25 protein-coding genes and 5 pseudogenes are annotated in these 24025 nt (G+C 68.6%); 17 read left to right on the forward strand and 13 right to left on the reverse strand.

Going from position 1 to position 24025, the window contains the following annotated elements; all coding sequences use genetic code 11:
• Positions 1 to 10: 10 nt before the first annotated feature.
• Positions 11 to 970 (reverse strand): prolyl aminopeptidase, encoded by a 960-nt coding sequence (gene pip, locus AC067M_RS37725; RefSeq protein WP_478701532.1) that lies wholly within the window; start codon positions 968 to 970, stop codon positions 11 to 13.
• Positions 971 to 1013: 43 nt separating this feature from the next.
• On the opposite strand from pip, the gene AC067M_RS37730 reads away from it, so the two are divergent.
• Both AC067M_RS37730 and AC067M_RS37735 read left to right on the forward strand, forming a co-directional pair.
• On the forward strand, positions 1014 to 1490 hold the full coding sequence (locus tag AC067M_RS37730) for a MarR family winged helix-turn-helix transcriptional regulator (RefSeq protein WP_478701533.1): 477 nt from the start codon (positions 1014 to 1016) through the stop codon (positions 1488 to 1490).
• 105 nt (positions 1491 to 1595) lie between these two features.
• Positions 1596 to 1811 (forward strand): DUF4241 domain-containing protein, encoded by a 216-nt coding sequence (locus tag AC067M_RS37735; RefSeq protein ID WP_478701534.1) that lies wholly within the window; start codon positions 1596 to 1598, stop codon positions 1809 to 1811.
• Positions 1812 to 2214: 403 nt separating this feature from the next.
• Here the strand turns inward: AC067M_RS37735 and AC067M_RS37740 are convergent, their stop codons facing one another.
• From AC067M_RS37740 to AC067M_RS37750, 3 genes and pseudogenes are all read right to left on the reverse strand, one after another.
• Entirely contained in the window at positions 2215 to 2640 is a 426-nt protein-coding gene (locus AC067M_RS37740; RefSeq protein ID WP_478701535.1) for a Tn3 family transposase, read from the reverse strand.
• Between the two features lie 40 nt (positions 2641 to 2680).
• Positions 2681 to 2859, reverse strand: a pseudogene (locus AC067M_RS37745) (serine hydrolase); the annotation flags it as partial.
• A 140-nt stretch (positions 2860 to 2999) separates the two neighbouring features.
• Positions 3000 to 3407, reverse strand: coding sequence for a peptidase inhibitor family I36 protein (locus tag AC067M_RS37750; RefSeq protein WP_478701536.1), 408 nt, complete (start codon positions 3405 to 3407; stop codon positions 3000 to 3002).
• Between the two features lie 584 nt (positions 3408 to 3991).
• Here AC067M_RS37750 and AC067M_RS37755 point away from each other — a divergent pair.
• From AC067M_RS37755 to AC067M_RS37765, 3 genes are all read left to right on the forward strand, one after another.
• Positions 3992 to 4636: a hypothetical protein gene (locus tag AC067M_RS37755; RefSeq protein ID WP_478701537.1), complete on the forward strand. Its 645-nt coding sequence runs from the start codon at positions 3992 to 3994 to the stop codon at positions 4634 to 4636.
• Positions 4637 to 5207: 571 nt separating this feature from the next.
• Entirely contained in the window at positions 5208 to 6197 is a 990-nt protein-coding gene (locus tag AC067M_RS37760; RefSeq protein WP_478701538.1) for a S66 peptidase family protein, read from the forward strand.
• Positions 6198 to 6337: 140 nt separating this feature from the next.
• A complete protein-coding gene (locus tag AC067M_RS37765; protein WP_478701539.1) occupies positions 6338 to 6643 on the forward strand; it encodes a hypothetical protein in 306 nt (101 codons plus the stop codon).
• A 44-nt stretch (positions 6644 to 6687) separates the two neighbouring features.
• On the opposite strand, the pseudogene AC067M_RS37770 reads toward AC067M_RS37765, so the two are convergent.
• A pseudogene (locus AC067M_RS37770) lies at positions 6688 to 7014 on the reverse strand (transposase); the annotation flags it as partial.
• 22 nt (positions 7015 to 7036) lie between these two features.
• Positions 7037 to 7237 carry a hypothetical protein gene (locus AC067M_RS37775; protein ID WP_478701540.1) on the reverse strand — a complete coding sequence of 67 codons (201 nt, stop codon included), beginning with the start codon at positions 7235 to 7237 and terminating at the stop codon, positions 7037 to 7039.
• 345 nt (positions 7238 to 7582) lie between these two features.
• On the opposite strand from AC067M_RS37775, the gene AC067M_RS37780 reads away from it, so the two are divergent.
• From AC067M_RS37780 to AC067M_RS37795, 4 genes are all read left to right on the forward strand, one after another.
• The gene (locus tag AC067M_RS37780) at positions 7583 to 8314 is read left to right on the forward strand and encodes an NB-ARC domain-containing protein (RefSeq protein WP_478701541.1); all 732 of its coding nucleotides are present in this window, start codon (positions 7583 to 7585) and stop codon (positions 8312 to 8314) included.
• A 398-nt stretch (positions 8315 to 8712) separates the two neighbouring features.
• Positions 8713 to 9474, forward strand: coding sequence for an MFS transporter (locus AC067M_RS37785; protein WP_478701542.1), 762 nt, complete (start codon positions 8713 to 8715; stop codon positions 9472 to 9474).
• Between the two features lie 493 nt (positions 9475 to 9967).
• Entirely contained in the window at positions 9968 to 10498 is a 531-nt protein-coding gene (locus AC067M_RS37790) for an ATP-binding cassette domain-containing protein (RefSeq protein ID WP_478701543.1), read from the forward strand.
• Positions 10471 to 10845 carry a hypothetical protein gene (locus AC067M_RS37795; RefSeq protein WP_478701544.1) on the forward strand — a complete coding sequence of 125 codons (375 nt, stop codon included), beginning with the start codon at positions 10471 to 10473 and terminating at the stop codon, positions 10843 to 10845. Before AC067M_RS37790 ends, AC067M_RS37795 begins: the two co-directional genes overlap by 28 nt.
• A 115-nt stretch (positions 10846 to 10960) precedes the next feature.
• Here AC067M_RS37795 and AC067M_RS37800 read toward each other — a convergent pair whose 3' ends face one another.
• Positions 10961 to 11278, reverse strand: coding sequence for a hypothetical protein (locus tag AC067M_RS37800; RefSeq protein ID WP_478701545.1), 318 nt, complete (start codon positions 11276 to 11278; stop codon positions 10961 to 10963).
• A 51-nt stretch (positions 11279 to 11329) separates the two neighbouring features.
• A complete protein-coding gene (locus AC067M_RS37805) occupies positions 11330 to 11908 on the reverse strand; it encodes a metal transporter (RefSeq protein ID WP_478701546.1) in 579 nt (192 codons plus the stop codon).
• 1109 nt (positions 11909 to 13017) lie between these two features.
• Here AC067M_RS37805 and AC067M_RS37810 point away from each other — a divergent pair.
• Both AC067M_RS37810 and AC067M_RS37815 read left to right on the forward strand, forming a co-directional pair.
• Complete coding sequence (locus AC067M_RS37810) at positions 13018 to 13470, forward strand: carboxymuconolactone decarboxylase family protein (protein WP_478701547.1); 453 nt, start codon at positions 13018 to 13020, stop codon at positions 13468 to 13470.
• Between the two features lie 212 nt (positions 13471 to 13682).
• Positions 13683 to 14705 carry an MFS transporter gene (locus tag AC067M_RS37815; protein ID WP_478701548.1) on the forward strand — a complete coding sequence of 341 codons (1023 nt, stop codon included), beginning with the start codon at positions 13683 to 13685 and terminating at the stop codon, positions 14703 to 14705.
• 99 nt (positions 14706 to 14804) lie between these two features.
• Here the strand turns inward: AC067M_RS37815 and AC067M_RS37820 are convergent.
• Both AC067M_RS37820 and AC067M_RS37825 read right to left on the reverse strand, forming a co-directional pair.
• Positions 14805 to 15917: pseudogene (locus AC067M_RS37820) on the reverse strand (MFS transporter); the annotation flags it as partial.
• A 244-nt stretch (positions 15918 to 16161) separates the two neighbouring features.
• Entirely contained in the window at positions 16162 to 16650 is a 489-nt protein-coding gene (locus AC067M_RS37825; RefSeq protein WP_478701549.1) for a MarR family winged helix-turn-helix transcriptional regulator, read from the reverse strand.
• Between AC067M_RS37825 and AC067M_RS37830 the strand changes: the two genes are divergently transcribed.
• Positions 16643 to 17095: a tautomerase family protein gene (locus AC067M_RS37830; RefSeq protein WP_478701550.1), complete on the forward strand. Its 453-nt coding sequence runs from the start codon at positions 16643 to 16645 to the stop codon at positions 17093 to 17095. The two genes, AC067M_RS37825 and AC067M_RS37830, sit on opposite strands and share 8 nt — an antisense overlap.
• An 18-nt stretch (positions 17096 to 17113) precedes the next feature.
• Here AC067M_RS37830 and AC067M_RS37835 read toward each other — a convergent pair.
• Positions 17114 to 17631: pseudogene (locus AC067M_RS37835) on the reverse strand (ATP-binding protein); the annotation flags it as partial.
• A 143-nt stretch (positions 17632 to 17774) separates the two neighbouring features.
• Between AC067M_RS37835 and AC067M_RS37840 the strand changes: the two are divergent.
• The gene (locus AC067M_RS37840) at positions 17775 to 18125 is read left to right on the forward strand and encodes a DUF6233 domain-containing protein (RefSeq protein WP_478701551.1); all 351 of its coding nucleotides are present in this window, start codon (positions 17775 to 17777) and stop codon (positions 18123 to 18125) included.
• A gap of 106 nt (positions 18126 to 18231) precedes the next feature.
• Positions 18232 to 18447 carry an ATP-dependent DNA ligase gene (locus AC067M_RS37845; protein ID WP_478701552.1) on the forward strand — a complete coding sequence of 72 codons (216 nt, stop codon included), beginning with the start codon at positions 18232 to 18234 and terminating at the stop codon, positions 18445 to 18447.
• Between the two features lie 95 nt (positions 18448 to 18542).
• Here AC067M_RS37845 and AC067M_RS37850 read toward each other — a convergent pair whose 3' ends face one another.
• Together AC067M_RS37850 and AC067M_RS37855 are read right to left on the reverse strand one after the other, a co-directional pair.
• Complete coding sequence (locus AC067M_RS37850) at positions 18543 to 18881, reverse strand: thioredoxin family protein (RefSeq protein ID WP_478701553.1); 339 nt, start codon at positions 18879 to 18881, stop codon at positions 18543 to 18545.
• Positions 18882 to 19441: 560 nt separating this feature from the next.
• Positions 19442 to 20581 (reverse strand): PucR family transcriptional regulator, encoded by a 1140-nt coding sequence (locus AC067M_RS37855; protein ID WP_478701554.1) that lies wholly within the window; start codon positions 20579 to 20581, stop codon positions 19442 to 19444.
• A gap of 87 nt (positions 20582 to 20668) precedes the next feature.
• Here AC067M_RS37855 and AC067M_RS37860 point away from each other — a divergent pair, with 87 nt between their 5' ends.
• From AC067M_RS37860 to AC067M_RS37870, 3 genes and pseudogenes are all read left to right on the forward strand, one after another.
• A complete protein-coding gene (locus AC067M_RS37860) occupies positions 20669 to 21724 on the forward strand; it encodes a ferredoxin reductase (RefSeq protein ID WP_478701555.1) in 1056 nt (351 codons plus the stop codon).
• 7 nt (positions 21725 to 21731) lie between these two features.
• Positions 21732 to 22850, forward strand: a complete 1119-nt coding sequence (locus tag AC067M_RS37865) for a fatty acid desaturase family protein (RefSeq protein ID WP_478701556.1) — start codon at positions 21732 to 21734, stop codon at positions 22848 to 22850.
• Positions 22851 to 23211: 361 nt separating this feature from the next.
• Positions 23212 to 23499 (forward strand): annotated as a pseudogene (locus tag AC067M_RS37870) (IS701 family transposase); the annotation flags it as partial.
• Positions 23500 to 24025: the final 526 nt, after the last annotated feature.

The following is a 24025-nucleotide window of genomic DNA, read 5'->3' on the forward strand; positions in this document are numbered from 1 at the left end:
CCATCTCTTCCTAGACCGGCCGAAACCGGTCCGTGGCCGCGACAACGGCCTTGATCGTGGCGTCCCCCGACAGCCCGTGCCCCTCGTCGCCGATCAGTACGAGCTCCGCGTCCGGCCACACCTGGGCCAGGTGCCATGCGATGTCCGGGGGCCCGCTGATGTCCATCCGCCCGTGGACCATCACGCCGGGGATGCCGGCGAGCTTGCCGACATCGCGCAGCAGCGCCCCGTCCTGCAGGAAGCCGGCGTGCCGCCAGTAGTGCGTGACGAGGCGGGCGAAGCGCAGCCGGAAGTTCGGGTCCTCGAAACTGGGGTCGGGCTTGTGCCCCGGGTGGGTGGACACGTGCGCGTCCTCCCACCGGCACCACTCCCGGGCCGCGCGCTCCCGTACGGCGGGATCGGGATCGGCGAGCATCTGGGCGTATGCCTCCACCAGGCTGCCGTCTCGCTCCGGTTCCGGTACGGCGTCGCGGAACCGGGCCCATTCCTTGGGGAAGATCCGCCCCATGTCCCGTGTGACCCACTCCACCTCGCGGCGGGTGGTGTTGGTGACGCTGAACAGCACCAGCTCCGAGACGTGTCCGGGGTGCTGCTCGGCGTAAGCCAACGCCAGGGTCACACCCCAGGAGCCGCCGACGACCAGCCAGTTCTCGATGCCGAGGTGACGACGCAGCAGTTCGATGTCGGCGATCAGATGCGGGGTGGTGTTGGCGGCGAGCGAGGTCTGCGGATCTGCCGCGTCCGGGGTGCTGCGCCCGCACCCGCGCTGGTCGAACAGCACGATGCGGTACGCCGAGGGGTCGAACAGCTGGCGCCAGAACGGCCCCGCGCCGGACCCCGGCCCGCCGTGCAGGACGAGGGCGGGCTTGCCCGCCGGATTCCCGCAGGTCTCCCAGTACACGCGGTTGCCGTCGCCGACGTCCAGCATGCCGTGCTCGTACGGCTCGACGGGGGGATAGAGCCCGGCCATGTGAGACGCCTCCCAGATCCGACAGCGCTGTTAGATTAACAGGGTGAGGAATCACCCGGACTCTGCCGCTGCCGGCACCCTGCTCCGCCACGTCCTGGAACTGCTCGACCGCGACGTGGCCAATATCTACGAGGAGCAGGGCCTGTCCGAGTACCGGCCCCGCTTTTCCCCGGTCGTACGCGCCCTGCTGGCCGAAGGCCCGCTTCCGGTCCGCGACTTGGCCGCTGCAGTCGGCGTCACGCACTCGGCCGCAAGTCAGACGGCGGCTCAGATGGCCCGCGCGGGCCTGGTCACCCATACCTCCGACCCACGAGACGCCCGCCGCCGCCTGATCGAACTCACCAGCAAGGCCCACGCCCTGCTGCCGCAGATCCAGGCGGAGTGGGACGCAACGGTGGCGGCGATGGCCGAACTGGACGCGGAACTCTCTATGCCGCTGGCGGACCTGCTGACCGAGGTGGCGCAGGCGGTACACCGCCGCCCGTTCCGGGAACGGATCGCGGCGGCCTATCAGCGCTAGGCGTCCGCCAGAGGTCTCCCTCGTGCGAGCCATCCGCACCGCAGCAGCCCTGGAACCGGCCGCGTTCGACCGCACGGCCGAGCTTTCATGGATGCGACTCGGACGGTGATCGAAGACCAGCTGGACGAGGACCTGTTCATACCCCTCGACAGCCAATTCAGCGTCGAACTGCCCAGCACGGAACCCGAGCCGAACCTCATCGCCTTCCGTGCCGGCCGGGGCGACGGGGCCTACCCCGTCTGGATCGGCCGCACCGATGACGGACAGGTTGGTTGCGTCGTCGTCGACTTCCAGCTCCATTCCACCGACGGGGGAGAGTAAGGAGCCGCCGACCATCGGCGCGAGGCCGCACTGCCCGAGACTGGGACCACGGCGAACCTCCAGAGTGCACACGGCGATTGAGAAGCTCGACAACTCGATCACCGACTTCGGCCTGGTGGACGCCTTCCCGGAGGACGTCAGGGAAGCTCGCCAGCGGTACTACGCATCGACGTAGCCGTGCCCTACAACGGCTGAACATCCCTGGTTGCCTTGCGGCCCGCATCTGGACCTAGGGCCTCTCGTTTGGATCATGCCGGGCTCGCGGGCCCCGGCACCGCGCCTCGCCGCGTTGTCGTCGGTTGGCAGGGCTCCGCCCTGCCGCTCTCCTCCGCCTTGCGATGCACGGCACCGGCGCCCGCTCCCTGATCCGGCATGATCCAAACGAAAGACCCTAGCCCACCCTTCACCCCGGCACGGCAGCCCCTTCCCCCTGAAGAGTGCGCGGGCCTGGCACGGCGCGGGTGGCCAGGTCCAGATCCAGGCGACGGTTCATATCCAGCTCAAACCGGCCGTAGGGATTCACATGCGTCCAGAACAGCGGAGACAGTGCGCGCCGGTCCGCATCGGTGAGGATGTCAGCCCACTTCGGATCAACGAGGACCTCCGGCATCAGCAGCGTGTTGACGTGGACCAGGGCGGACTGGAGCAGGTGCAGCGCGAGCATGCTGACCTCCTGGGATTCCTTGTCCGCACCGGCCAGGTCGCCGTCCTTGCCGTAGAAGAGGCCCTTGTTCGCGGAGTTCCAGTTCTCCACGACCTGGAGTCCTTCATGGATCTCGCGCCGCATCTCGACATCTGCGAGGTAGTCGCACACGAACGCCGTGCGCACCGCGGCGCCGTTCCGGGGTGCCTGAGCTGCCGGGAACCGGCACGGTGATCGGGCGTCGGGCCGGCACGGTGTCGTCCAGCGGGCCGTCGCCCCGTTCGAGCACCCACCGGTCGGCGAGTTCGGTCAGCCAGCGGTCTACGGGTCGTCCAGCCGCAGTCGGCACTCATCCAGCAGGAGCATCGTCGCGGCGACCACGACAGGCTTGGTCGTCGATGCCACCCAAGGATCGGATAGGCGTCCCCCACACACGGGCTTGCGCGTTCTGCGGCAAGTCCGTCCTTTGAAGGGAGACAGCCATGAGATAGCTCCTCCCCAGGGGGTGCTGGTTGCCTGGGGAGGAGCACCGGTGCGGCAGGCGGCTATCCGATGGTGTAGGGGAGGAACTGGACGGAGGAGGCCACGTCATTGAAGCCGTTGCCCCTGTTGAAGCTGATGGACTCGCCGGGCAGGAGCGTCACGGGCACTCCCTTGAAGTCGTAGTCCGGGTAGATGCGGACGAGGAAGCGGCTGTTGTTGACAACGGAGCTGGTGACGTCGTTGAAGTTGTAGTCGTTGAGGTGGGTGATGTCTTCGGTGGTTCGAAAGATGCGGGCGTTTGTGGGGACGTTGTAGTCCCAGTTGTCGTAGAGGCAGACGTAGTTGCGGGTGCATGCGTCGCGACCCTGGCCTCGGATGATCGAAGCGTCGGCGGAGGCGGGAGCGGCTGCCGTCACCATGGCGACGGTGGCGAGTGCGATGCTTGCCGCGAGGCGGACTGGAGTCTGCATGGCTTGTGTCGTCCTGCTTTCCGGTAGGTGGAGGGGCGGCGGGCCGACGACGGCAGCACTCATTCGGCGCGTACGCGAGGGGGAGCACGGAACACGTACGTTCTGAAAAGAGTGAGAGCCACCGACACAACCGACCGCGATCACAACCAGCATTCCGGTTACTAAGAGTAGCTCCAATACTACAAACGGTAGTCGACGGCTGTGTCGGAGCACACGTCATTGCGACATCGCCGAGTCAACACGGCCGCCAGTTGTGTACCCCCACGCGCCCCTTGCTAGCTCCCCTCACCGCCGGTAGTCCTCACGGCAGCTTGACCACCGAACGGGAAAAAGACCGACCGTCCTGGTGCCCGGTCCAGCCGCTAGTGGCCTTCCACTTCTGCGGGGCTCCTCTGACGCCCCCTTTCCTCGTTGTCTCGTGCACAAGCGCCCAGCAGCGCGACCGACACGGCCTCGAGCGACTGGCCGGCATGCGTGGCGGGAAAGTGATCGCTCGATCGGATGGTTGGCGCGCTGAGGGGTGTCACGAGGGTGGAGCGGGACAGGTTGTGGGGCGTCCCATCGTCCTCACCGAAGGAGCACTAATGCATCTACGCTGGTCCATGGCCGTGGCCGCCGGTACGACTGCGGCCTCGCCGAGCCGCCGACGGTGGCGCCGTACGGTTGTCGCTGCGACCGCGGTGTGTGCCACGCTGGGTGGTGTCCTGGGCACTGCGACGTCCGCAGCGGCTGCGGTGTCCGGCGGCACCGGGGAGGTCCGCAACGCCAGCTCCGGTCGGCATATCGGCACCTACGGCAACTACGGTCAGGTGCTTGCCGCGTTCACCGACGCGGACTGGCCGGCCTCGTCCGACAGGAGCTGGACCTTCACGGCCCGCGAGCACGGCAGGTACTACAGCATCCAGAGCACCACCAAGGGAACCTGCTGGACCCGCAGTCCCAAGCCTGCAGCCGGTGGCGACTGGGACCGGTACGGCCCATGGGTCGTCACCCTGGCGCCGTGCAGCCCGAACGCCACGAACCAGCAGTTCCAGCTGTGGTCGGAGCCCTTCCCGGCGCCGCGCGGGACGGTCTCCATCCACCCCCGCGATGACATCTCCACCGTCCTGAGGCCCACCAGCACCCCGCTCGGTGACGCAAGGACCTGGAACGCATTGAGCCTGGAGAACCCCCAGCACACCAACGACGAGTTCTGGACGGTGCCGGTCCCTCCCAACGTCGACTGGTGATCCCTACGCCTCCGGCACGCCCTCCTGGCATCGGGGCAACGGCGAGTCCAGCCGTGGCAGGTGTGCGCCGCCAAGGCCGGCTTCAGTAGCCTCGGCCCCAGCACCCCAGCCCGGGTGACGGGTGCTGCGGCCGCCGGCCTGCTCGCTTCGGGGCAGCACGCGCATCGCCACCAGGGGACGCCCCACCAGCAGCCAGAGCGCTCCGGCCATCGGCAGCGTGATGACCCGGGTTGTTGCTTGCGATGCCCAGGCGTGAAACTGGACTCCTTCGCTCCCCACCGCGAAACCGACAGCGTCCCATGGGCATACGGCCCAACCATGGCCGCGAGCAGGCAACTTCGTGGTCGGCTCCGGAAGTCTCGGGTTGGGCACCGTCGGGGCGTCCTCGGGGTGCCGGTGAACGTTCCTCGGCACCAGCCATCCCTGGGTCACCGTCATGTCAGCGTGGAGGTGGTCGGCAACCGTTGGCCTCCTGTCGGGATTCCGGGGCCTGGCTTGATCGCGTCGAGCATGCGGAATACCAGCGGTACCTGCGTGGTTCTCCGCCGTTGTCGATCAACAAGGAGGCCCTATGCCCACTATCCGTCGCCCCCGTGCGCTGCGTTCCGGTGATCTCGTGGTCGTCACCGCGCCCTCGGGCCAGCTCGAGCCCGGTGAGGAGCCGCTGCTCGCTCGCGGTGTGGCGATATTGGAGCGGATGGGTTTCCGCGTGCGGGTCAGCCCGATGGTCGACCCCGCGCGGAGCCGCTGGTGGGCGGCGGGCGCTCCGGCGGAGCAGGCTGCCGAGCTCAATGCGCTGCTCCGGGATCCGGAGGTGCGGGCCATCGTCGCGCACACCGGTGGCCAGGCGGCCATTGGTTATCTCGATCTGATCGATCTGGATGCGGTCCGGGCCGACCCGAAGCCGATCCTCGGGTACAGCGACATCTCGCTGCTGCACATGGCGTTGTACGCCAAGACCGGCCTCGTCGGCTTCCACGCCGACATCGTCACCCACGGTTTCGGCAGCGATTGGTACACGTTGGGCGACGAGGCCCGTCGGTCCGAACTCGTCGACCTCTACGCCCGTGTGCTTACGAAGGACGAGGCGCCGGGCGTGCTGCCGGCAAAGGGGACTTGGGAAACCTGGCAGCCGGGCCGCGCGCAGGGACCACTGGTCGGCGGCTTGCTGAACCGCCTGGTCCAGTTGCAGGCGACACCATTCGCACTGGCCGCCGAACTGTTCGACGGCGCCGTCTTGTTCTGGGAAGAGCTACAGCGGCCGGTCACGCGGATCTGGTGCGACCTGCAAGCCTTGCGGCTGTCCGGTGTGCTGGACCGGATCGCGGGCATGGTGGTCGGCATCCCGAGTGAGGTCACGCCCTACGAGGGTGGCGGCGACCAGGTCGGTCTGCGCGAAGTGGTGCTCGACGTCCTGGCGCAGCGAGACATCCCCGTCCTCGCCCAGGTCGACTTCGGCCACACCTCGCCGAACCTGCCGCTGCCCCTCGGCGTCCGCGCAGACGTGGACGCGGATAACCGGACCTTGTCCCTGCTCGAGTCGGCGGTCGCGGAACGCTGAGTTCTGGTGGATCCAGGCACGGGTTTCGGCGGGCTGCGGCCCGTCGTGATCCGCTTCTCCCGATCGGCCCGACTGCCATGCCCGTTGCCCCGGATTGCCCGATAGTCCTGACCGTCACCGGACATGAGCGGTTGAAGAGGATGGCTTACGGCCACAAGATTGAGCACCGGCTGCGGATACGCGCGCAGGTCGTCCTGCATGCGGCGAAGGGACGCTCCAACGCGCGCATCGCCTATGAGACGGGCCTGCTTTGGGCACGGTCCGCGTGGCGCGGCCGCTTCGCCCGCGGCGGGCTGCGGGCCCTGGCCGACCCCAAACGCTACAACGCCACGGCACAGCCGTTCCAGTGGAAGTTCACCACCACCGACCTGGACGATCTGCTGGCCAGGCTGGGTCGGCCCACACTCGCCGACCAACAAGAATCCTCCGTCGCCCCGGCCGCATGATCAACCCCCGAAGGACTTCTGGAGCCGGCCACTTACACCGTGTCCTACATGGTCAGTTTGCCAAGGCGTTTGTAGCAGCAGAGGGCTGCGGCAAGTCCGAGGAAGGCCAGGTAGTTGCGGGGATGTCGCTCGTAGCGGGGTGACAGGCGGTGGTTGCCGGTCAGCCAGGAGATCGTGCGCTCGATGACCCACCGTCGGCGACCCAGTCGTTCGCTTGAATCGATTCCCTTGCGGGCGATACGGACGTCGATGTGCTGCAGCCATCGTCGCAGTTCAGGGACGTCGTAGGCTTTGTCGGCATGCAGCCGCTGGGGCTTGGAATGGTCGCTGTGGGATTCGTGTCCTATGTGGAAATGGGCGACCATCGGCTTCGGAGTGGGCGGTGGGGATGCCCTAGCCGGGTCCCGGCCGACCGCCGCGGCGACGCTGGCGGCCGCGGTCGCCGCCCGCTCCTACGCCCTCAACCACCAGCCCGAGCAGGCCCGCGCCGCGCTCGAGGACGCCGACGCCCTCATGGGCCGGCTCCCCGAGGGCGAGCGATCGGACACGTGGCTCACGTACGGCGAGCAGAAGCACCACGTCCCCCTCAGCCACGCCTTCACCACCCTCGGGGACACCCGCCGCGCCCGAGAGAGCCAGCAGGGGGCGCTGGAACTGTCCGCGCCGACCAGCACCACAGCATCCGTGGTGGTCTGTCGGTGTCTTCGGCGCGCTGGCCATCGCGGCAGGCGGTGTTGCTGCATGGCTGCAGTTACGTCCGCCGGCGGGCCAGGACGATCCGCCGCCCCCGCCGTCGGCGACTGTGCCGGAATGGTTCGTGGACCGTGCCCAAACCCGCACTACAGCTGCGGCAGTGTGCCGCGGCGGGCGCGCCGTGGGCATCACTACCTCCCTGTGGGGAGCAGGCGGGTTCGGTAAGACGACGCTGGCGCACGCGGTGTGCGCCCGCAGACGGTGCGGCGACACTTCCGCTCCCGGATCTACCCCGTCACCATCGGCCGGGACGTCCGCGGACGAGCGGCGGTAGCTGCCAAGGTCGCCGAGGTCACCCGGTTCATCACCGGGGACACCACCGAGTTCGACGATCCCGACCTGGCCGGCGCTCATCTCGGGCGGCTCCTCGACCAGCGGCCCCGCACACTGCTCGTTCTCGACGACGTGTGGGAAAGCGAGCAGCTCGAGCCCTTCCTGAAGGGAGGTAGCCGCTGCGTACGGCTGGTCACCACCCGCAACCCGGCCCTCCTGCCCGCCGGCGCCCGCCGCATCCCGGTCGATCAGATGTCCCACGCCCAGGCCAGGGCCGTGCCGACCTGGAAACTGCCACCCGTGCCCGTGGCCCTCGTGGAGGATCTGCTGCAGGTCACCGGCCGATGGGCGCTGCTGCTTCGCCTGACGAACCGCCTGATCGCCGAACAGTGTGCTGGCGGCGCTGATCCCACCGCCACCGCTGAGGGGATCCTGAACCGTCTATGTGGCAGGGGGCCCGCTGTGGTGGACGACCCGACCGCCACCTGGAGTCTCGACGACCCTCGCCTGCGCAACCAGGCTGTCAAGGCGTCGATCGAGGCTGCCACCACCCTGGTACCGCCGGGCGGCCCGGACCGCTTCACCGAGCTGGGTATCTTTGCCGAGGACGAGTCCATCCCCGACCCGGTGGTCGCCCTGCTGTAGCAGGCAAGCGGCGGGCTGACCGAGGGCCAGACACGCAGCCTGTGCCGGAGTCTGCAACGCCTGTCCCTGCTAGTAGGTGTTTTTCTTCCTAGCGCGTTGAAGCACGGCGCCCTGAGATCCAGATGGTCAGCAGATCTGTCCTCATGGGTGCAACTCGATCAATTCCCTGTGTGAGCTCGCCCATTGCGACGGATCGTCGTTGCGGAGGGCCGGTGCCCGACGTCACAATGCGTGGAGGTGCCGGGTGGTCATCCCGGCGAAGTGTTGGAGGCGCTGCTTGTGAACACCGCACCGCGGTGCGCCTTGCCATGCGCGCCAGACGCTGACCCCTTCGCTTCGCCCACCGGCTGACCTGCTTCGTTCACGGTGGGCGCTTCCCCTTATGGGAGACCACCGTAGTGTCCGAAGACTTCGGGACGGTTGATCGCCGTCCTTTGGCGACGGTTCTTGCCGCCAACCTCGTTTCGATCGCAGGGAATTGCCTCACTTACATGGGCGTGCCGTGGTTCGTGCTGCAGAGCACGGGCAGCGCCGCCAAGGCTGGGATCGTCGCGTTCTGCACACTGCTGTCTGCAGTGCTCGCTGCGCTCGTCACGGGTCCGGTCATCGACCGGATGGGGCGACGGCGGGTGAGTGTCGCCTCGGATCTCTCCTGCGGAGTCGCCGTTGCGGCGATCCCGCTGCTGCAGTTCGCCGGCATCCTGCAGTTCTGGATGCTGTGTGTGCTGATGGCGATGACAGGGCTGTGCCGTGCGCCGGGTGAAACCGCTCGCGGCGTGCTGTTGCCCACGCTCGCCGAACGCGCCGGAATGCCGATGACCAGGGCTGCGGGGCTGTACGACGGTGCGGCACGCTGTGCGGCGCTGACGGCATCCGCTCTCGGAGGTGTGCTGATCGCCGTACTCGGTGCCGAGAACGTCCTGTTGGTGGATGCCGCGAGCTTCGCCGTGGCGGCGCCACTGTTCGCGTTCGGGGTGCGCGGCCTGCCCGAGGCGCAGGCCCAACGACGGGCCGAGCCGACGTCGCTGCGTGTCTACCGTCGTGAACTCGCGCACGGCTACCGCTTCGTGGTGGCCACGCCGCTGCTCCTGGGCCGCAGGCGGGCAACTCCTCCCGGAAGCCCGCGAGGCTCCTGGGGTCGCTCTTCGAACGGGGCGTGAGGGCCTTGGCCAGGTCCTCGGACTGGGCGACCAGCGATCCCCTCGTCATGCTGACGGCGACGCGTGACCAGCTCACGCGCTCCAGAAGCTCCTTGACCTTCTCCGGCAGGCCGTCCTGCGACCCGTAGGCAGACAGAAGGTCTTGCAGGACCTCGCCGATCACGCTGCCGCGCACATCGAACTGGTCGTCGAACTCCCAGGGATCGAGACGGATCACACGGTAGCCTTCCCGCCCTGCCTCCTCCGGCGACGACATCTCGTCCTCGGGCTCCTCCGGCTCGGGCGGAGGCTCGCGGCTGCGCGTGGCGGTGGGCTCTGCGCCGAGCTGTAGGGCACGCAGTTCGCCCAGCAGCGGGGCCTCGGCGCCGAACCGGTCAAAAGTACGGTCGCCGACAAGCGAACCGTGCTTTGGGCTGGTGCCGGGAAGAAGGCGAAATTCCAGGATGGGAGCATGTCACATGCAGACTCCCCTCCGGCATTTCATGCCGATGGCTTGACGAAGAAGTACGGTCGTCGCGGCGCGCCGGCCCTGACCGACGTGAACCTCACCATCCCCTCCGGCCGTGTCATCGGCCTGGTCGGCCCGAACGGGGCCGGTAAATCGACCCTGCTGCACCTGGCCTGCGGCCTGATCGAGCCGACGTCCGGGTCACTGACCGTGCTGGGGTCACGTCCGGCGGCGAACGCGTCGCATCTGCCCCGTGTGGGGTTCGTCGCGCAGAACACGCCGGTGTACGGCTCGTTCACCGTGGGCGAGCACCTGATGTTTGGCGCGAAGATGAACCCGGCGTGGGACCCGGCCCTGGCCGAGCGGCGGATCAGCCAGGTGGGGCTGAACCCCGCCCAGAAGGCGGGGCAGCTCTCGGGCGGCCAGAGGGCGCAACTGGCGCTGACCATCGCAGCGGCCAAGCGGCCCGAGCTGCTGATCTTCGACGAGCCGGCGGCGGCGCTCGACCCACTGGCCCGCAAGGGTTCCTGCAGAACCTGGTGGAGTTCGTGCTCGAGCTCGGCGCCAGCGCCGTAACCTCGCACCTGCTCGGCGACATCGAGCAGGTCTGCGGCTACATCATCGTGCTGTGCGACTCGCAGGTGCAGATCGCCGGGGACACCCGGAATCTGCTGGCCGGGCACGCCCGACTGGTCGCGCGTCGCGGCGACTTCGACCGGCTGCCCGCCGGGGTCGAGGTGATCTCGATCGAGCACAGCAGCAAGCACAGCAGCGCGGTCGTCCGCACCGCGACCGCACCCGAGCCCCTGCCTTACCAGGCCGAGCCCATCATGCTTGAGGAGCTCGTCCTCGCCTACATGACCCGGGCAGCTGCCGTACCCGCCGCCCAGAGCGGAGCGGCAGCAAGGGGGGCCTCGCGATGACATGGCTGAGTTGGCGCCAGTTCCGCATCCAGGCGCTGTTCGCCGCCTGTGCGCTAACCCTTATCGCCGCGTACATGGTGTACGTCGGCGCGGACATCCGCGACGCCTACGACGTCTACCGGGCCAACTGCGAGAGCTCGGGCAACTGCACGCAGGCAAGGAGCCAGTTCCGCAGCACGTTCCAGAACACCCTGCTGCTCCTGGCGACCGGACTCGCTCTGATCCCCGCCCTCATCGGCACCTTCTGGGGCGCTCCCCTGATCGCCCGGGAACTCGAGACCGGCACCCACCGGCTGGTGTGGAACCAGAGCGTCACCCGCCCGCGCTGGCTTCTCAGTAAGGTCCTGCTCATCGGCCTGGCCGCCATCGTGGTGACCGGTGCGGCCTCGGCCCTGCTGACCTGGGCGGCACGCCCCTTCGACCAGGTGGTCAAGGAACAGTTCGACACCTTCGTGTTCGGCGCGCGCAACATCGCTCCGATGGGCTACGCCGCGATGGCCTTCACCTTCGGCACCGTCGTCGGGCTCCTGCTGCGCCGGACACTGCCCGCCATGGCCGGGGCGTTGGCGCGCTGGTTGCGGGCGAGACCGCGCAGCACCAGTCCCGTCACGAGGGCGGCGATCATCCCCATCGTGGCCAGGTTCGTCACGCCGGTCCACCCGTTGAACCAGGTGGCCCCGGTCACCACGACGCCGCCCGCGGCGATCCCGGCAGCCCGTCCCCTCGGCAGCGTCCTGATCGCGGAGCCGACGAGCACCGACAGAGCGAGCGCCGTGATGGGCGCGGGTTCCTGCGGCAGGTCGTCCGCGGCGATCACGGACACCGCGACGGCGACGGCCGTCACGGCCAAGCCCGCGATCGCGGTCTGTATCTGCTGCCGCTCGCGCATCAGCGCGAGGCCACCCACGATGATCGAGACGGCGGAACCGAACAGCCAGGAGGCGCCGCCCCAGCTGTCCATGAGCATGAACGTCGTGAAGACGATCCCCAGGCTGAACACGGCGCCGAGCCCGATGGTGGACATCGTGCCAGTCGGCTTTGTCAGCCGGTCCCCTGTCTTCATGCCGCTCAGGCTAGAAAGCCGAAGCTCATCGTGTACCGGCCAAAAGTACGGAAGAACGTTGACGGAGTCGTGCTTTGGGCCAGTCCTGACACTGCCCAGTCTTCTCCTTGACCCGAGTGGCACAACCGCCGCGCCGCACAGCAGCGTCACCGAAGAGAGGCGATGCTGCTGTCGACCGAGTCACCGCCGTGCACTTTGACCGGCACGGCAACCGGGTCTGGCGCACCGCGAAGAGCCTGCTCGACTCCGAACACGTAGGCCGTGCGACCAGCGAGACGGCTGTCCCTTACAGCAAACGCCCCGCCCACTCTCCCTTTGGGCGCCCTTGAGTATGGCGACCGCGTCGCTGATGAGGCCCTCGTAGTGGTCCTGATGCTGGTGGCGGGCAGCGTGGACCTGTGCGAGGTCGTCGTGCTGGTCGCCGCGCGCAGCGGGACCAGGCGCCCCGGCTCTCCACTGTGTAGCCCCTGCTGTACCCGGCCACGCGTGCTCTTCTCCTGGAGGTGAGGGCCAGTACCTCAGCGGCTGGACAGGTGGAGCAGGGGTTCGCGTGAACCGGGCCCGAGGGGAACTGCTCGATGAAGCGGCCGGCCGTGACGCGCGTGAGCCCCAGATTTGTAGAAACCCGATCAGGCACTCAGCGGTCCTTACGGATGCCTCGGAAGCCCGGACCGAGCCCGCGACGCTGGGGAGGCCTTCTCTCCCGACCGCTTTCCACGGGCCCCGACGCCGCAACGTCTCGCCCGGGCGCCTAGGCATCCGCAGCGATGTCCAGGCGCCGGTGCGCCGGTGGTGGCGGCTGGCATCACAGCGAGGGCCTGCGCGAGTTACGCCCCTCCGCCGCCAAGGATGTCGGTCGCGTCGGGACGTCCTCAGCGGCCGCCGTGCTCCAGCCGTCCACGCCCGCGAGGTCCGCGAGGTGGCACGCAACCTCCACGGCCTGTTCGGCTGTCTTCTTCGCTCCGGGCCCGGCCCGGCGCCGACAACTCCATATTCCCGCGGCCTGGCCCGGTTCAGCTCCGGCCGTCCCGGGCTCAGAAACATTGACCCAAGTTTCTGACATGGAAATGCACCATAGCTCGGGTCACTTCCCTTCTTAGCTTTGAGGCATGACAAATTTTCAGGTTCCTCAGCGCATGGACTTCTCCGCCGTCGCCCCCAAGGTCTTCAAGGCCGTCCTGGCGCTCGACACCGCCGCACGTGAGGGGCTCGACCCAGTCCTGCTGGAGCTGGTGCAGGTCCGCGCCTCCCAGATCAACCACTGCGCGTACTGCATCGACTACCACACCTCCGACGCCCGCAAGGCCGGCGAGACGGAAGAGCGGATCTACCAGCTCTCCGCCTGGAAGGAGTCGAGCCTGTACACCGAGAAGGAGCGGGCCGCCCTGGCGCTGACCGAGGCCGTCACCCTCCTGCCCCAGGGTGTGTCGGACGAGGTCTACAGCGAGGCCGCGAAGCACTTCGACGACACGGAGCTCGCCCAGCTCATCGCGCTCATCTTCACCGTCAACGCGTGGAACCGGATGAACGTCACCACGCGCAAGACGCCCGGCACCGAGTAAACCGACAGTTCCCCGTCACGGGCGGTGGCCGACCCACCGGGGCCACCGCCCGTGGCATGCCATGACCCATTCCTGACGAAGGGCTGATGAAGCCGTGACCACCGTCGACACACCGGTGTCAGCCTCCACCGGCCGTTCGCCCGTCAAGGGCTGGCTCGCCGTCCACCGCGGTCGGCTCCGCCCTGGACGTCTCCGAGGGCACCGCGGGACTGATGGTGACCGTTCCCGGTCTGGTCGCCGCCGTCTCCGCGCCCGTGGTCACCGTGGCCACCGGTCGCATCGACCGCCGCATCGTGTTGGCGGTCCTGATCGGCCTGGTGGGCGCGGCCAACGTGGCCTCCGCCTTCGCGACCAGCTTCGCGGTCGTCCTGGCCGCCCGTTTCCTGATCGGCATCAGCGTGGGCGGCTTCTGGTCCATCGCCGGTGGCATAGCGCTCCGGCTGGTGCCGGAGAAGCACGTCCCCCGGGCCACCGCCGTCATCTTCGGCGGCGTCGAGACCGCGTCCGTCCTGGGCATCCCCACGGGGACGATCATCGGTGACCTCAGCGGCTGGCGTACCGCGTTCGCCGTCGTGGGCATCCTGGGACTGGCCTCCCTGGCCTGCATGGTCTTCCTGATGCCGAAGGTGCCGGCCGAGCAGACCATCACGTTCAAGGACCTGCCGAAGGTCTTCAAGGGCCACGCGGGTCTACGAGCCGGGATCACCATCACCTTCCTCGTGATCACCGGTCACTTCCTGGCCTACACGTTCGTCCGGCCGGTCCTCGAGGACGACGGGATCGACAACAACATGATCGGCGCGCTGCTGCTCACCTTCGGCGTCGCCGGCATCTGCGGCAACTTCATCGCCGGAGTGCTCATCGCGAAGCGGCTGCGGCAGACCGTCCTGGCCATCTCCCTGGTCCTCACCCTCGCCATGGTGCTTCTCGCCCTCGTCGACACGGGCACCGTCACCGCGGGCGCCCTCCTGATCCTTTGGGGCCTGGGCTACGGCGCGGTGCCCGTCACCTTTCAGACCTGGATTGTCGACGCCGCGCCGGACGCGACCGAGGCCGCTTCTTCGCTGTACGTCTCCGCATTCAACCTGTCCATCGCGCTCGGGGCGCTCTTCGGCGGCTTCGCGGTCGACGGCATCGCCACCACGAGCGTGCTGTGGATCGGCGCCGTCCTCGCCCTCCTGACGGTTCTCGTGCTGGGCGGGGCCCGCCGCACCGCGTCCGTCGCCGCCGAGTAAGGCGCCGGGCCCGACCGTCGAACGGCCCGTCCTCCGTGATGATTCCAGCAAGGGCGGGCCAGAACTCTACGACCGCCTGTTCCCGCGTCCGGGTCGAGCTCAGCGAGGCACCGGATCTTCGGAGGCGGGCAGCGATTCTGCGGTCTTCGGGACCAGCGCGCGGATGGAGGGGGTGGCGACCAGGGCGAGGGTGGCGAGGAGGATGAGCGCGGCGGCCGCGTAGAGGGCGGCGTGGAGGCCGAGGAAGAGTACGGCGGGTCCGGCGGCGAACTGGGCGAGCGGGAGCGAGAGGTAGGAGCCGAGGTCGTCGTAGGCGTAGACGCGGGCCTCGGGGATCTGCTCGTTGAGGGTCGCGTACCAGGCGACGCCGGCCTGCTCGACACCTACACCCGCCACAAAGTTGGCCACGACCAGCACCCAGGTGTACGGGGCGAGCGCGAGTAGCAGCGGGGTCATCGCCGTCAGGCCCATCAGCGCGCAGCCGACCAGGATCGCGCGCCGGGGCCGCCATCTCAGCGAGAGTACGCCGCCGGCGACCGCGCCGAGCGAGGACGCGGCGACGGCCAGGCCCCAGCCGGTCCGACCGATCCCGGTGGTGTCGGCGACGGCCGGGCCGAGGACGGTGAACGAGGCGGTGATTCCGGCGTTGAGGAAGCAGAAGGCCACCACGATCACCCACACCCAGCTGCGGGAGGTGAACTCCTGCCAGCCGATGCGCAGTTCATGCACCAGGCCGGGGCTGGGCGCGGGTGTCGCTATCTGGACGCGGACCAGCGCGAAGGACGCGGCGGCGAGCGCGAAGCTGAGCGCGTCGACGGCCAGGCCCCAGCCGGGGCCGACCGCGGCGACCAGTACGCCGCCCAGCGAGGCGCCCAGCGAGGCGTCCACGATCATCGCGCTGCTGCCCGCGATCCGGGAGAGCACGAGGGCGGCGCGGCCGGACTCGGCCGGCACGGCCTGGGGCAGCAGGGCCTGGGCGGCGGGCTGTTAGCAGGAACTTGACGCCCCGTTGACCGCGGCGAGCACCATGAGCAGGGGGATGGTGGCGCTGTGGGTGAGGACCAGGGCGGCGGTCACCGCCTGGCTCGCGGCGCTGACCACGCTGCTGCCGACCAGCAGCGGGCCGCGCGGCAGCCGGTCCGCCAACACCCCGCCGAGCAGCAGAAAGACGATGCTGGTGAGGGAGTGGGCGCCCACCGCCAACCCGAGCGAGCCGACCGAGCCAGTGGCGTCGTCGCCGCCTACAACTCATGGCGCTGCCCGCCGAGCACCACGCTCTGCGGGCAGCCATAACGCACGGTCAGACAACGGTGCCCGTGATGGCTTCGTTGGCGAGAAGCAGCAGCGTTTGCCAGGTGGTTCGGGCAACGGTCGCGATCTCGAGACGGGAAAATGTTGGTGAGAAGCGCGAGCGGCTGTGGCTGCAGGCCGCGCTATGCCGACTTCGCCAAGCCCGCTAACGCGGCTGCGCGTTCCGATGCTGGTCGCCCGCCTGCTCCAAGGCAGCCTCGTAGGCGTGCAGGGCGGTGATGACTGTGGCGCGTTCCGCGGGGTCGAGACCGCGCATGACGCATTCCCAGGCAGAGGCGCTGCCAGAAAGCCATTCGCTGATTGGTGCGGCGTAGGCGGGGGCGATGGCGATGATGCGGCGGCGGCGGTCAGCGGGATCGGCAGTGCGCTGCAGGACGCCCGGCCGTGACAGCTCGCTGACCATGAGGCTGACTGTCGTCGGGGCCACCTCCAGCCGGGCGGCCAGCTCATTGATGCTGGTGGCACCCTCGTACTCCAGGTGGGCCAGCAGCGCGAGATGTCGCGGTGCCAGGTCCAGACCCTGGAGCGCCGGAGGTATGGGCAGGCGCTTGGCCCGGCCTACGAGCCGTGGCATGAGCAACAGCAGGGTGCGGACGGCCTCATCGACGGCTGGACCGTCCGATTCCGTGGACATCAGCGACCTCTTCCAGATACCTTTGAAATCAAAGGCTTTGGACTCAAAGGGAACGAGACCCACTATGCCGCATCTGACCGTCCACCTTCCAGAGAACAGGCTGACCGGCAACGAACCCATGCTCGTCGCCGCACTGACCGACGCGATCGTCGACGTTTATGGCGCATGGGCCCGCGACCTCGTAAGCATCCGCCTGGCCGGAGTCCCCGCAGGCCGTTTCGCGCAGGGCGGCAAGGCCGTGGACACAAACGCCTCGGTGATCTTGGGTGTCCGCGCCGGCGTCTTCGACCGCCCCGACGCTGCCCAGATCACCGCGCGTCTCGGCACCGCGCTCACCGACGCGATCACGCGCGTCGTCGGCGATGACCTCCGCACCGGCACCATGGTCGAACTCGTGCCGTCACCGCCAGAACGCACCTTCGTCGGCGGCGCCCTCACCGTGTGACCCCCCATCTGGGCCGCCTCACGACCTGCTCCTTTCGAAAAGAGGCAGTGAGACGACTGCTTGCTGTTCGGCTCGGGCTCGGGTGGTGGCGAGGCGGTAGGAGTCGGTGCCGGTCTCGATGATGTGGCCGCCGAAGGTGAGGCGGTCGACGATGGCAGCGCAGAGGCGGGGGTCGGTGAAGGTCTTGGTCCAGCCGGAGAAGGACTCGTTGGAGGCGATGGCGACGCTGTTCTCCTCGCGTTCGGTCACGACCTGGAAGAGGAGTTCGGCGCCGCGGTGGTCGAGTTCCATGTAGCCGAGTGCGTCGATCAGAGCAGGTCGACGCGGTCGTAGCAGGCGATTGTCTTGGTCAGCTGCTTCTCGTTCGCGGCTTCGACCAGCTCGTTGACCAGCTTGGCTGCCAGGACGCACTTGACTCGGTAGCCGGCCAACGCGGCCTCGGTGCCCAGTGCGATCAGCAGGTGGGACTTCCCCGTGCCGGAGTCGCCGATGAGGCAGAGGGGCAGGCCCTTCTTGATCCATTCGCACTTGGCTAGAGGTCAGCGAGCGATCTGCTCGCTCAGCCCATGGCCCCTGCGCCTGTCGACCAAGGTTCGGCGAGAACGCTCAACCTTCACTGCGAGAGGTCACAACCTGCCCGGCCCCGCCACCTGCACGAAAGGAACATAGAATCGAACGCATGAACGAGGACCCGTCGAGGCTTCAGCTGCTCCGCTTCGCCCGGCGCGTGGTGGTCCAACAGGCGACGGCGGCCCTCGCCCAGATCGACGGCTGGATCGCGGTGGAAGAGCGGCACGAGGCAGAACGACGCCGGGGTGAGGAGATGCGGCCACCTCCGCCTGAGTGGCTGGTCCAGCACGGGCTCAACCGCACGAACGTCGACGCCGTGCACACCGGTGAGTGCTGGGCAGCGGCCAAGAGCGGCCGGTGCCGTCCGGCCACCCGGCAGCAGGCGTTGGAGGCACTGCGCCAGCAGGTGCCGGCCTGCGTCCACTGCCGACCAGACACGGCCCTCGGCATCCTCGACTAGCGCCGGGCGACGGTGACCGGCTGCCGGGTGGCTGCGCCCTGCTCGCCCGGGCTACCGGTGGTCGACGTGGAAGGCATCACGCATTACGTGGTCCCTGCCCGAGCCGATGCTGACCGTGGCCGTCGAAAGCCCTGCCCTGCCCACCGAGTGGGCCGCGGAGCCGAAATGGGACGGTTACCGCGCTCAGCTTGCCGTGCACGCGGGCGGGCGAGTGCTGCTGCGTTCCTGGCGGGGGACGGACATGACGGCGTCGTTCCCTGAGGTTCGGGCCGCGGCGCTCGCGCAGCTGCCGGCGGACACCGGGCTGGATGGCGTTATGTGACCTGTGGGGGTGTCTCAGCTCCAAGGTGTCTCAGGCGGCGCAGCTCCCATGGACGAGACGTGACGGGCGTCGCGGCCACGTGCCGCAGCGGCCGCTCAGAGGTGGCCGTCCAGGAACTTCCGTACCTCGGCGATGGTCATAGGCCCCGTGCCGTGTGCCACCGCCTCTCCCTCCTTCAGCAGGACGCAGGACGGGGCTCCGGTGATCCCGTATCGCTCGGTTGCGGCCGGACAACGCGTGATGTCGGTGCGGACGGCCGTCAGGCGGCCCGCGTAGTCGTCGGCGACGGCACCCACGACGAGGTCCATCACCCGGCAGGGCTCGATTGCCTTGGGCCATGTCCCGGTGAAGTATGCGAGGACCGGAACTCCGCTCATCTTGAGGATGAAATTGAACTCCGCGTCCTCACGGGGTCGGTGAACCCGCTTCGCCATGGAAGCTCCTGACCTCACGTTCCGTCATTTCATCCCCATCATCCCTCGCGCGGTGTGCCAGGCCGGCCCGGCCGGTCGTCCGGCCGACCTGCCGAAGGGAGGCACGGGGCCGTCGCAGAACCACGGTGGTCCCCGGCGCGAGCGGCCCGGCCCCTCGCCCCTGGTGACCCGGCCTGGCTGCCCCGCCGGTCACCCGGCTGCAGCCCGCCGCGCGCCTGTGGGTCAGCTCGTGCCAGGACGGCGCCCTCCACGACGACACGAAAGCCGCTTTCAGGGCATAGAGGCCCAGATCACCGACGAGATGTTCGATGGGCGCGTCGACGAGCGGGCCGGTGCGCATCGTCCACCCGGTCCAGTCGAGCCGTATCCGCCACCGCGCTTCTCAGAGACAGCGCCCCCGACAGGCTTCCCGAGGCCTTGTCTGGTCTTCGCATCAACCCCCGGTCTCAGCTGGCTCATACCGCTCTCCCCCGGGCCGCATGAGCCAGCTGATGGCACCGGGAACGAGGCACGATTCCTTAACCGCTCGCGGAGGCGGTCGTGGACGGTCGAAGTACGCGTCAGCTGACCCGAAGACCGACCGCCAGCGTCAGTTCAAGGACCCGGTGTGGCGATGCGAGATCCGGAAACAGCTCCCGCAGCTGCGACATCCGGTACCGGACCGTCTGGGGATGGACGAACAACGCCGCCGCCACCTCGTCCCGCCTGCCCTGGTGCAGCAGCCACGCCCGCAACGTCTCCTCCAGCCGCCGCGCGGTCGCGACAGGCAAGGTCCGCAACGGTGCGAGGGCTCGGGAACGCAGGTCTGCGAACGCGTCCGCGTCGGCGCTCAGCACCAGCTCGGGCAGGTGATCCTCGGTGTCGCGAATATCAGAGGAGAGGGAGCGCGCGCGTACGGCTCGTGCGTACGAGGCCGACGCACGAGTCCATGGCCGGGCCGGGCCGACCACGGCGGTGCGGTCGGTCAGCTGCCGCAAGAGATGTGATCGGTCGGCATCGGGGACGAGCAGCACACCGGTGGCGTCCGGCAGATCGTCGAGGACGAGGGTGCTCGGGTCGAGCGCGCGGTAGGCAGGCCGAGCCTGGGCGGCGGGCAGCAGGACCGCGGTCAGCGAAATCGGAGGCTGCCACCCGGCCCGTTGAACAGAGGCCAGCAGCACGTCCGGGCTCGCGCCGGCGAGGAGGTCGCGGGCCAGGTGTTCCAGGTGGCGCTCGTGGGCCCGCCCCTGGGCGGCCAGTTCGTCGGCGTGGCCCGCGGCGCTCGCGGCAGAGAGCTCGTCGATGTAGGCGAAGGTCAGCTCGGCGAACTTGGCGACCTCGGCGGCGGGCAGACCTGCGGGAACGGCACCCGCTGCCAGGCATCGCCAGGCCACGCGGGCGCCGACGCGGTAGGCGCTGAGCAGGGCGTCCATGGAACGGCCGTCGCGCACCTCGCCGCGGCCCAGCTCGTAGGCCGCGTCACCGCCGTCGCCGCCTGTGGTCTTCCCGCTCGCGAGGTCGAGGTAGTGCCCCAGGGCGGTTCGGACGGCTCGGCGGATGGTGGCGCCCATGCTGCCCGAAAGGGCGTTGGCGTAGGAGGGGACCTCGTCGATGATCGCCTGGACGACCTCCTCGGCGGTGGTCTTCACCGCGGCCCGAAGTGCGGTGACCGTCGTCTCATCCAGGGCCAGTTCACTGGCCCTCCGGATTGCATGGCTCACGTTTTTGTTCCCTACGAACAATTCTGCCGGCCAGATTTACGTCCTGCGGTCAGGACTTTACGCCTTGAGGCGCAGCAAGCTGGAGTCATGACGAGTGCAGCCCTCCGCAGCAGGGCGTGGAAACTGCTGGAGATGGTCACGACGCCGCTGCTGCCGTCGGACTACCTCGACCTGGTCAGCCCGCTGCGTGCGGGCGCTGACCTGCGTGGGCGCATCGAGGCCGTGCGCCCCGAGACGGGTGACGCCGCGACTATCTTGATCAGGCCGGGACGGGGCTGGCGCGGCCACACGGCCGGTCAGTACGTGCGGATCGGGGTCGACGTCGACGGGGTGCGCCTGTGGCGTGCCTACTCCCTCACCTCGCCGACAAGCCGCCAGGACGGCCGCGTCACGATCACCGTGAAGGCGATCCCGGACGGCAAGGTCAGCAACCACCTGGTCCGCAGGGCGAAACCGGGCACGCTGATCCAGCTCGACCAGCCGACCGGTGACTTCGTGCTGCCGCAGGCCAAGCCCGCCAAGGTGCTCTACCTGACGGCCGGCAGCGGCATCACGCCCGTGATGGGCATGCTGCGCGACACCGAGTTCGACGACGTCGTCATGGTCCACTGCGCGCCACAGCCGCAAGACGTGATCTTCCGCAACGAACTGCACGACCTGGTCGCGGACAAGAAGCTACGGCTCACCGAGGTGCACACCGACACAGACGGCATGCTCGACATCGCCCGTCTCGACGAACTCGTGCCCGACTGGGCCGAGCGCGAGACCTGGGCCTGCGGGCCCGCGGGCCTGCTCGACGCCGCCGAAGAGCACTGGATGGAGCACGGCGTCCAAGAGCGCCTGCACACCGAACGCTTCCGCCCCAGCATCGTCGTCGCCGGCGACGGCGGCGAGGTCACGTTCAGCGCCACCGGCAAGAGTGTCGACGCGGACGGCGCCACGCCGTTGCTGGACATCGGCGAGGAGGCAGGCGTGCTCATGCCCTCCGGGTGCCGCATGGGCATCTGCTTCGGCTGCGTCACGCCGCTCAAGGCGGGCGCCGTCCGCGACCTGCGCACCGGCGAGATCACCGAGGCCGAGCCGGGCGTCCTCATCCAGACCTGCGTGTCCGCCGCGGCGGGCCCCTGCGACATCGAACGGTAGGAGCACCTTGACCGCCATCGACCCCACCGCCCACCTGACCGCGGAGCAGATCGAGGAGCTGGGCCGCGAGCTGGACGCGATCCGCGACGAGGTGATCGCCGGCCGCGGCGAGAAAGACGCCGCCTACATACGTAAGGTCATCGCCGCGCAGCGCAAGCTCGAGCTGGTCAGCAGGGGCGTGCTGCTGTTCTCGCTCTTCCCGCCCGCGTGGCTGCTCGGCACCGCCGGGCTGTCCGTGGCGAAGATCATGGACAACATGGAGATCGGCCACAACGTCCTGCACGGCCAGTGGGACTGGATGCGGGACCCGAAGATTCACTCCACCACCTGGGAATGGGATCACGTCTCGCCGTCCGAGCAGTGGAGGCACTCGCACAACGAGCTGCACCACACGTACACCAACGTGATCGGAAAGGACAACGACCTCGGCTACGGCATCATGCGCGTCGACGAGGACCAGAAGTGGCACCCGTTCCACCTCGGCCAGCCGCTGTGGAACTTCATCAACGCCTGCTTCTTCGAGTACGGCATCGCAGCGTACGACCTGGAGCTCGGCAAGAACCTGCACAAGCGCCGCCGCAAGAACCCGGAGTTCCGCGCGCGGGCCAAGGCCGTGGGCCGCAAGATCCGCAAGCAGGTGCTCAAGGACTACGTGATCCACCCGCTGCTGTCGGGCCCGTCGTTCCTCCCCACGCTCGCCGCCACGTTCACCGCGAACCTGGTCCGCAACATCTGGTCCCACTCGGTGATCATGTGCGGGCACTTCCCCGAGGGCGTACAGGTCTTCGAGCGCCGGTCGATCAAGGACGAGACGCGCGGCCAGTGGTACCTGCGCCAGATGATGGGCTCGGCGAACATCAGCGGCAGCAAGGCCATGCACTTCATGACCGGCAACCTCTCGCACCAGATCGAGCACCACCTGTTCCCGGACCTGCCGAGCAACCGGTACGCCGAGGTCGCGGTGAAGGTGCGCGCGCTGTTCGAGAAGTACGAGCTGGAGTACGTCACCGGCCCGCTGCCCAAGCAGGTGTTCTCCGCGTGGCACAAGGTCTTCCGGCTCTCGCTGCCGAACAAGAAGCCCAAGGTCAAAACGCCGGACCGTGAGCAGGAACTCGTCGCCGCCTGATTCCCGGTATTGGTTCAGCTCTCTCGGCCGTACCGGCGGCACCGCCGGGTTCGGTGAGATCCGTTGCGGAGGGTGGGCGACCGCGATGTCAGACCGTACGACACGGGATCGGGGCAGCCAGTGTCCGGTTGCGCTGCTACCTGGATGTGCGCCAGGAGCTCAGCACACAGCCCCCGGCGAGGTGTTGTAGTGCGCTGACCTGCCGTGGTCGGGCCGGTAGTCGGGTGCGTACGCGCACTCGGTTTGCCGACGGGCGGGCTGAGTGGAAGGCCTGGGCTGTGACGCGGACTCTGCCGGAACCGATGCTCGCCGCCCCTGTCCGATCGAGGACTTCGACGGTGAGCGGCCCACCCATCACCGCTGGGCGCTGGCCTGGCGCAGTATCAGCAGACCCGATGTGATCGCCTACTACCTCGGATACGCGCCGGTGGGCACCGACGTCGACCGGCTCGTGCGCGTTGCAGGGCGCCGGTGGGCGATCGAGGAGTGCTTCCAGGCCGCGAAGAACGAGTGCGGCCTGGACCAGTACGAGGTCCGCCGTTACGTCGGCTGGATGCGGCACGTCACCCTGGCCATGCTCGCGCACGCTTTTCTCGCGGTCACGGCGGCACAGGCGGCGGCAAAGGGGGATGCAGAAACGGTTCCACCCTGGTTCCGCTCACCGTGGCGGAAGTCCGCCGACTGCTGGCAACTGGCCTCGCATACCGGCCCCGCTCACCGCTCCGCGTCCACGCAATCAGCTGGTCACGGTGGCGGCGCAGGCGTCAGGCCGTCGCGAGGCACTGCCACTACCGGCGACGATGCCACTCGTTGGAGGGGCGGTCCGGCAAGACCGCCCCTGACAGGCCATCCGCCAACTACACTCCCGGCGATGCCTCTGACCAGGCCAGATAGCGAAACGCTGCTGGAGTATTAGTACTCCAGTGCGGTTTTGTGATCTATCGAGTGGGTCCGTCGGCGGATCGTCGTTGGTAGTGGCTGCGTCGGGCTGTTGCCTGGTGGCGCCGATGAGCGGGAGCGTGCACTCCTTGAGGATGAGCAGAGATGCGAGCCCGGATCGACCTCATCGACTGCTCGACGCTGCTGAGCGACTACCTCGATCAGCAGCTACGGCCGCGACGCCGGCGTGACGCATACGGATTACAGTCTCCTGGGGTCCGCACGCCCCGACCACA

The organism is Streptomyces sp. NPDC043427, assembly GCF_056436655.1.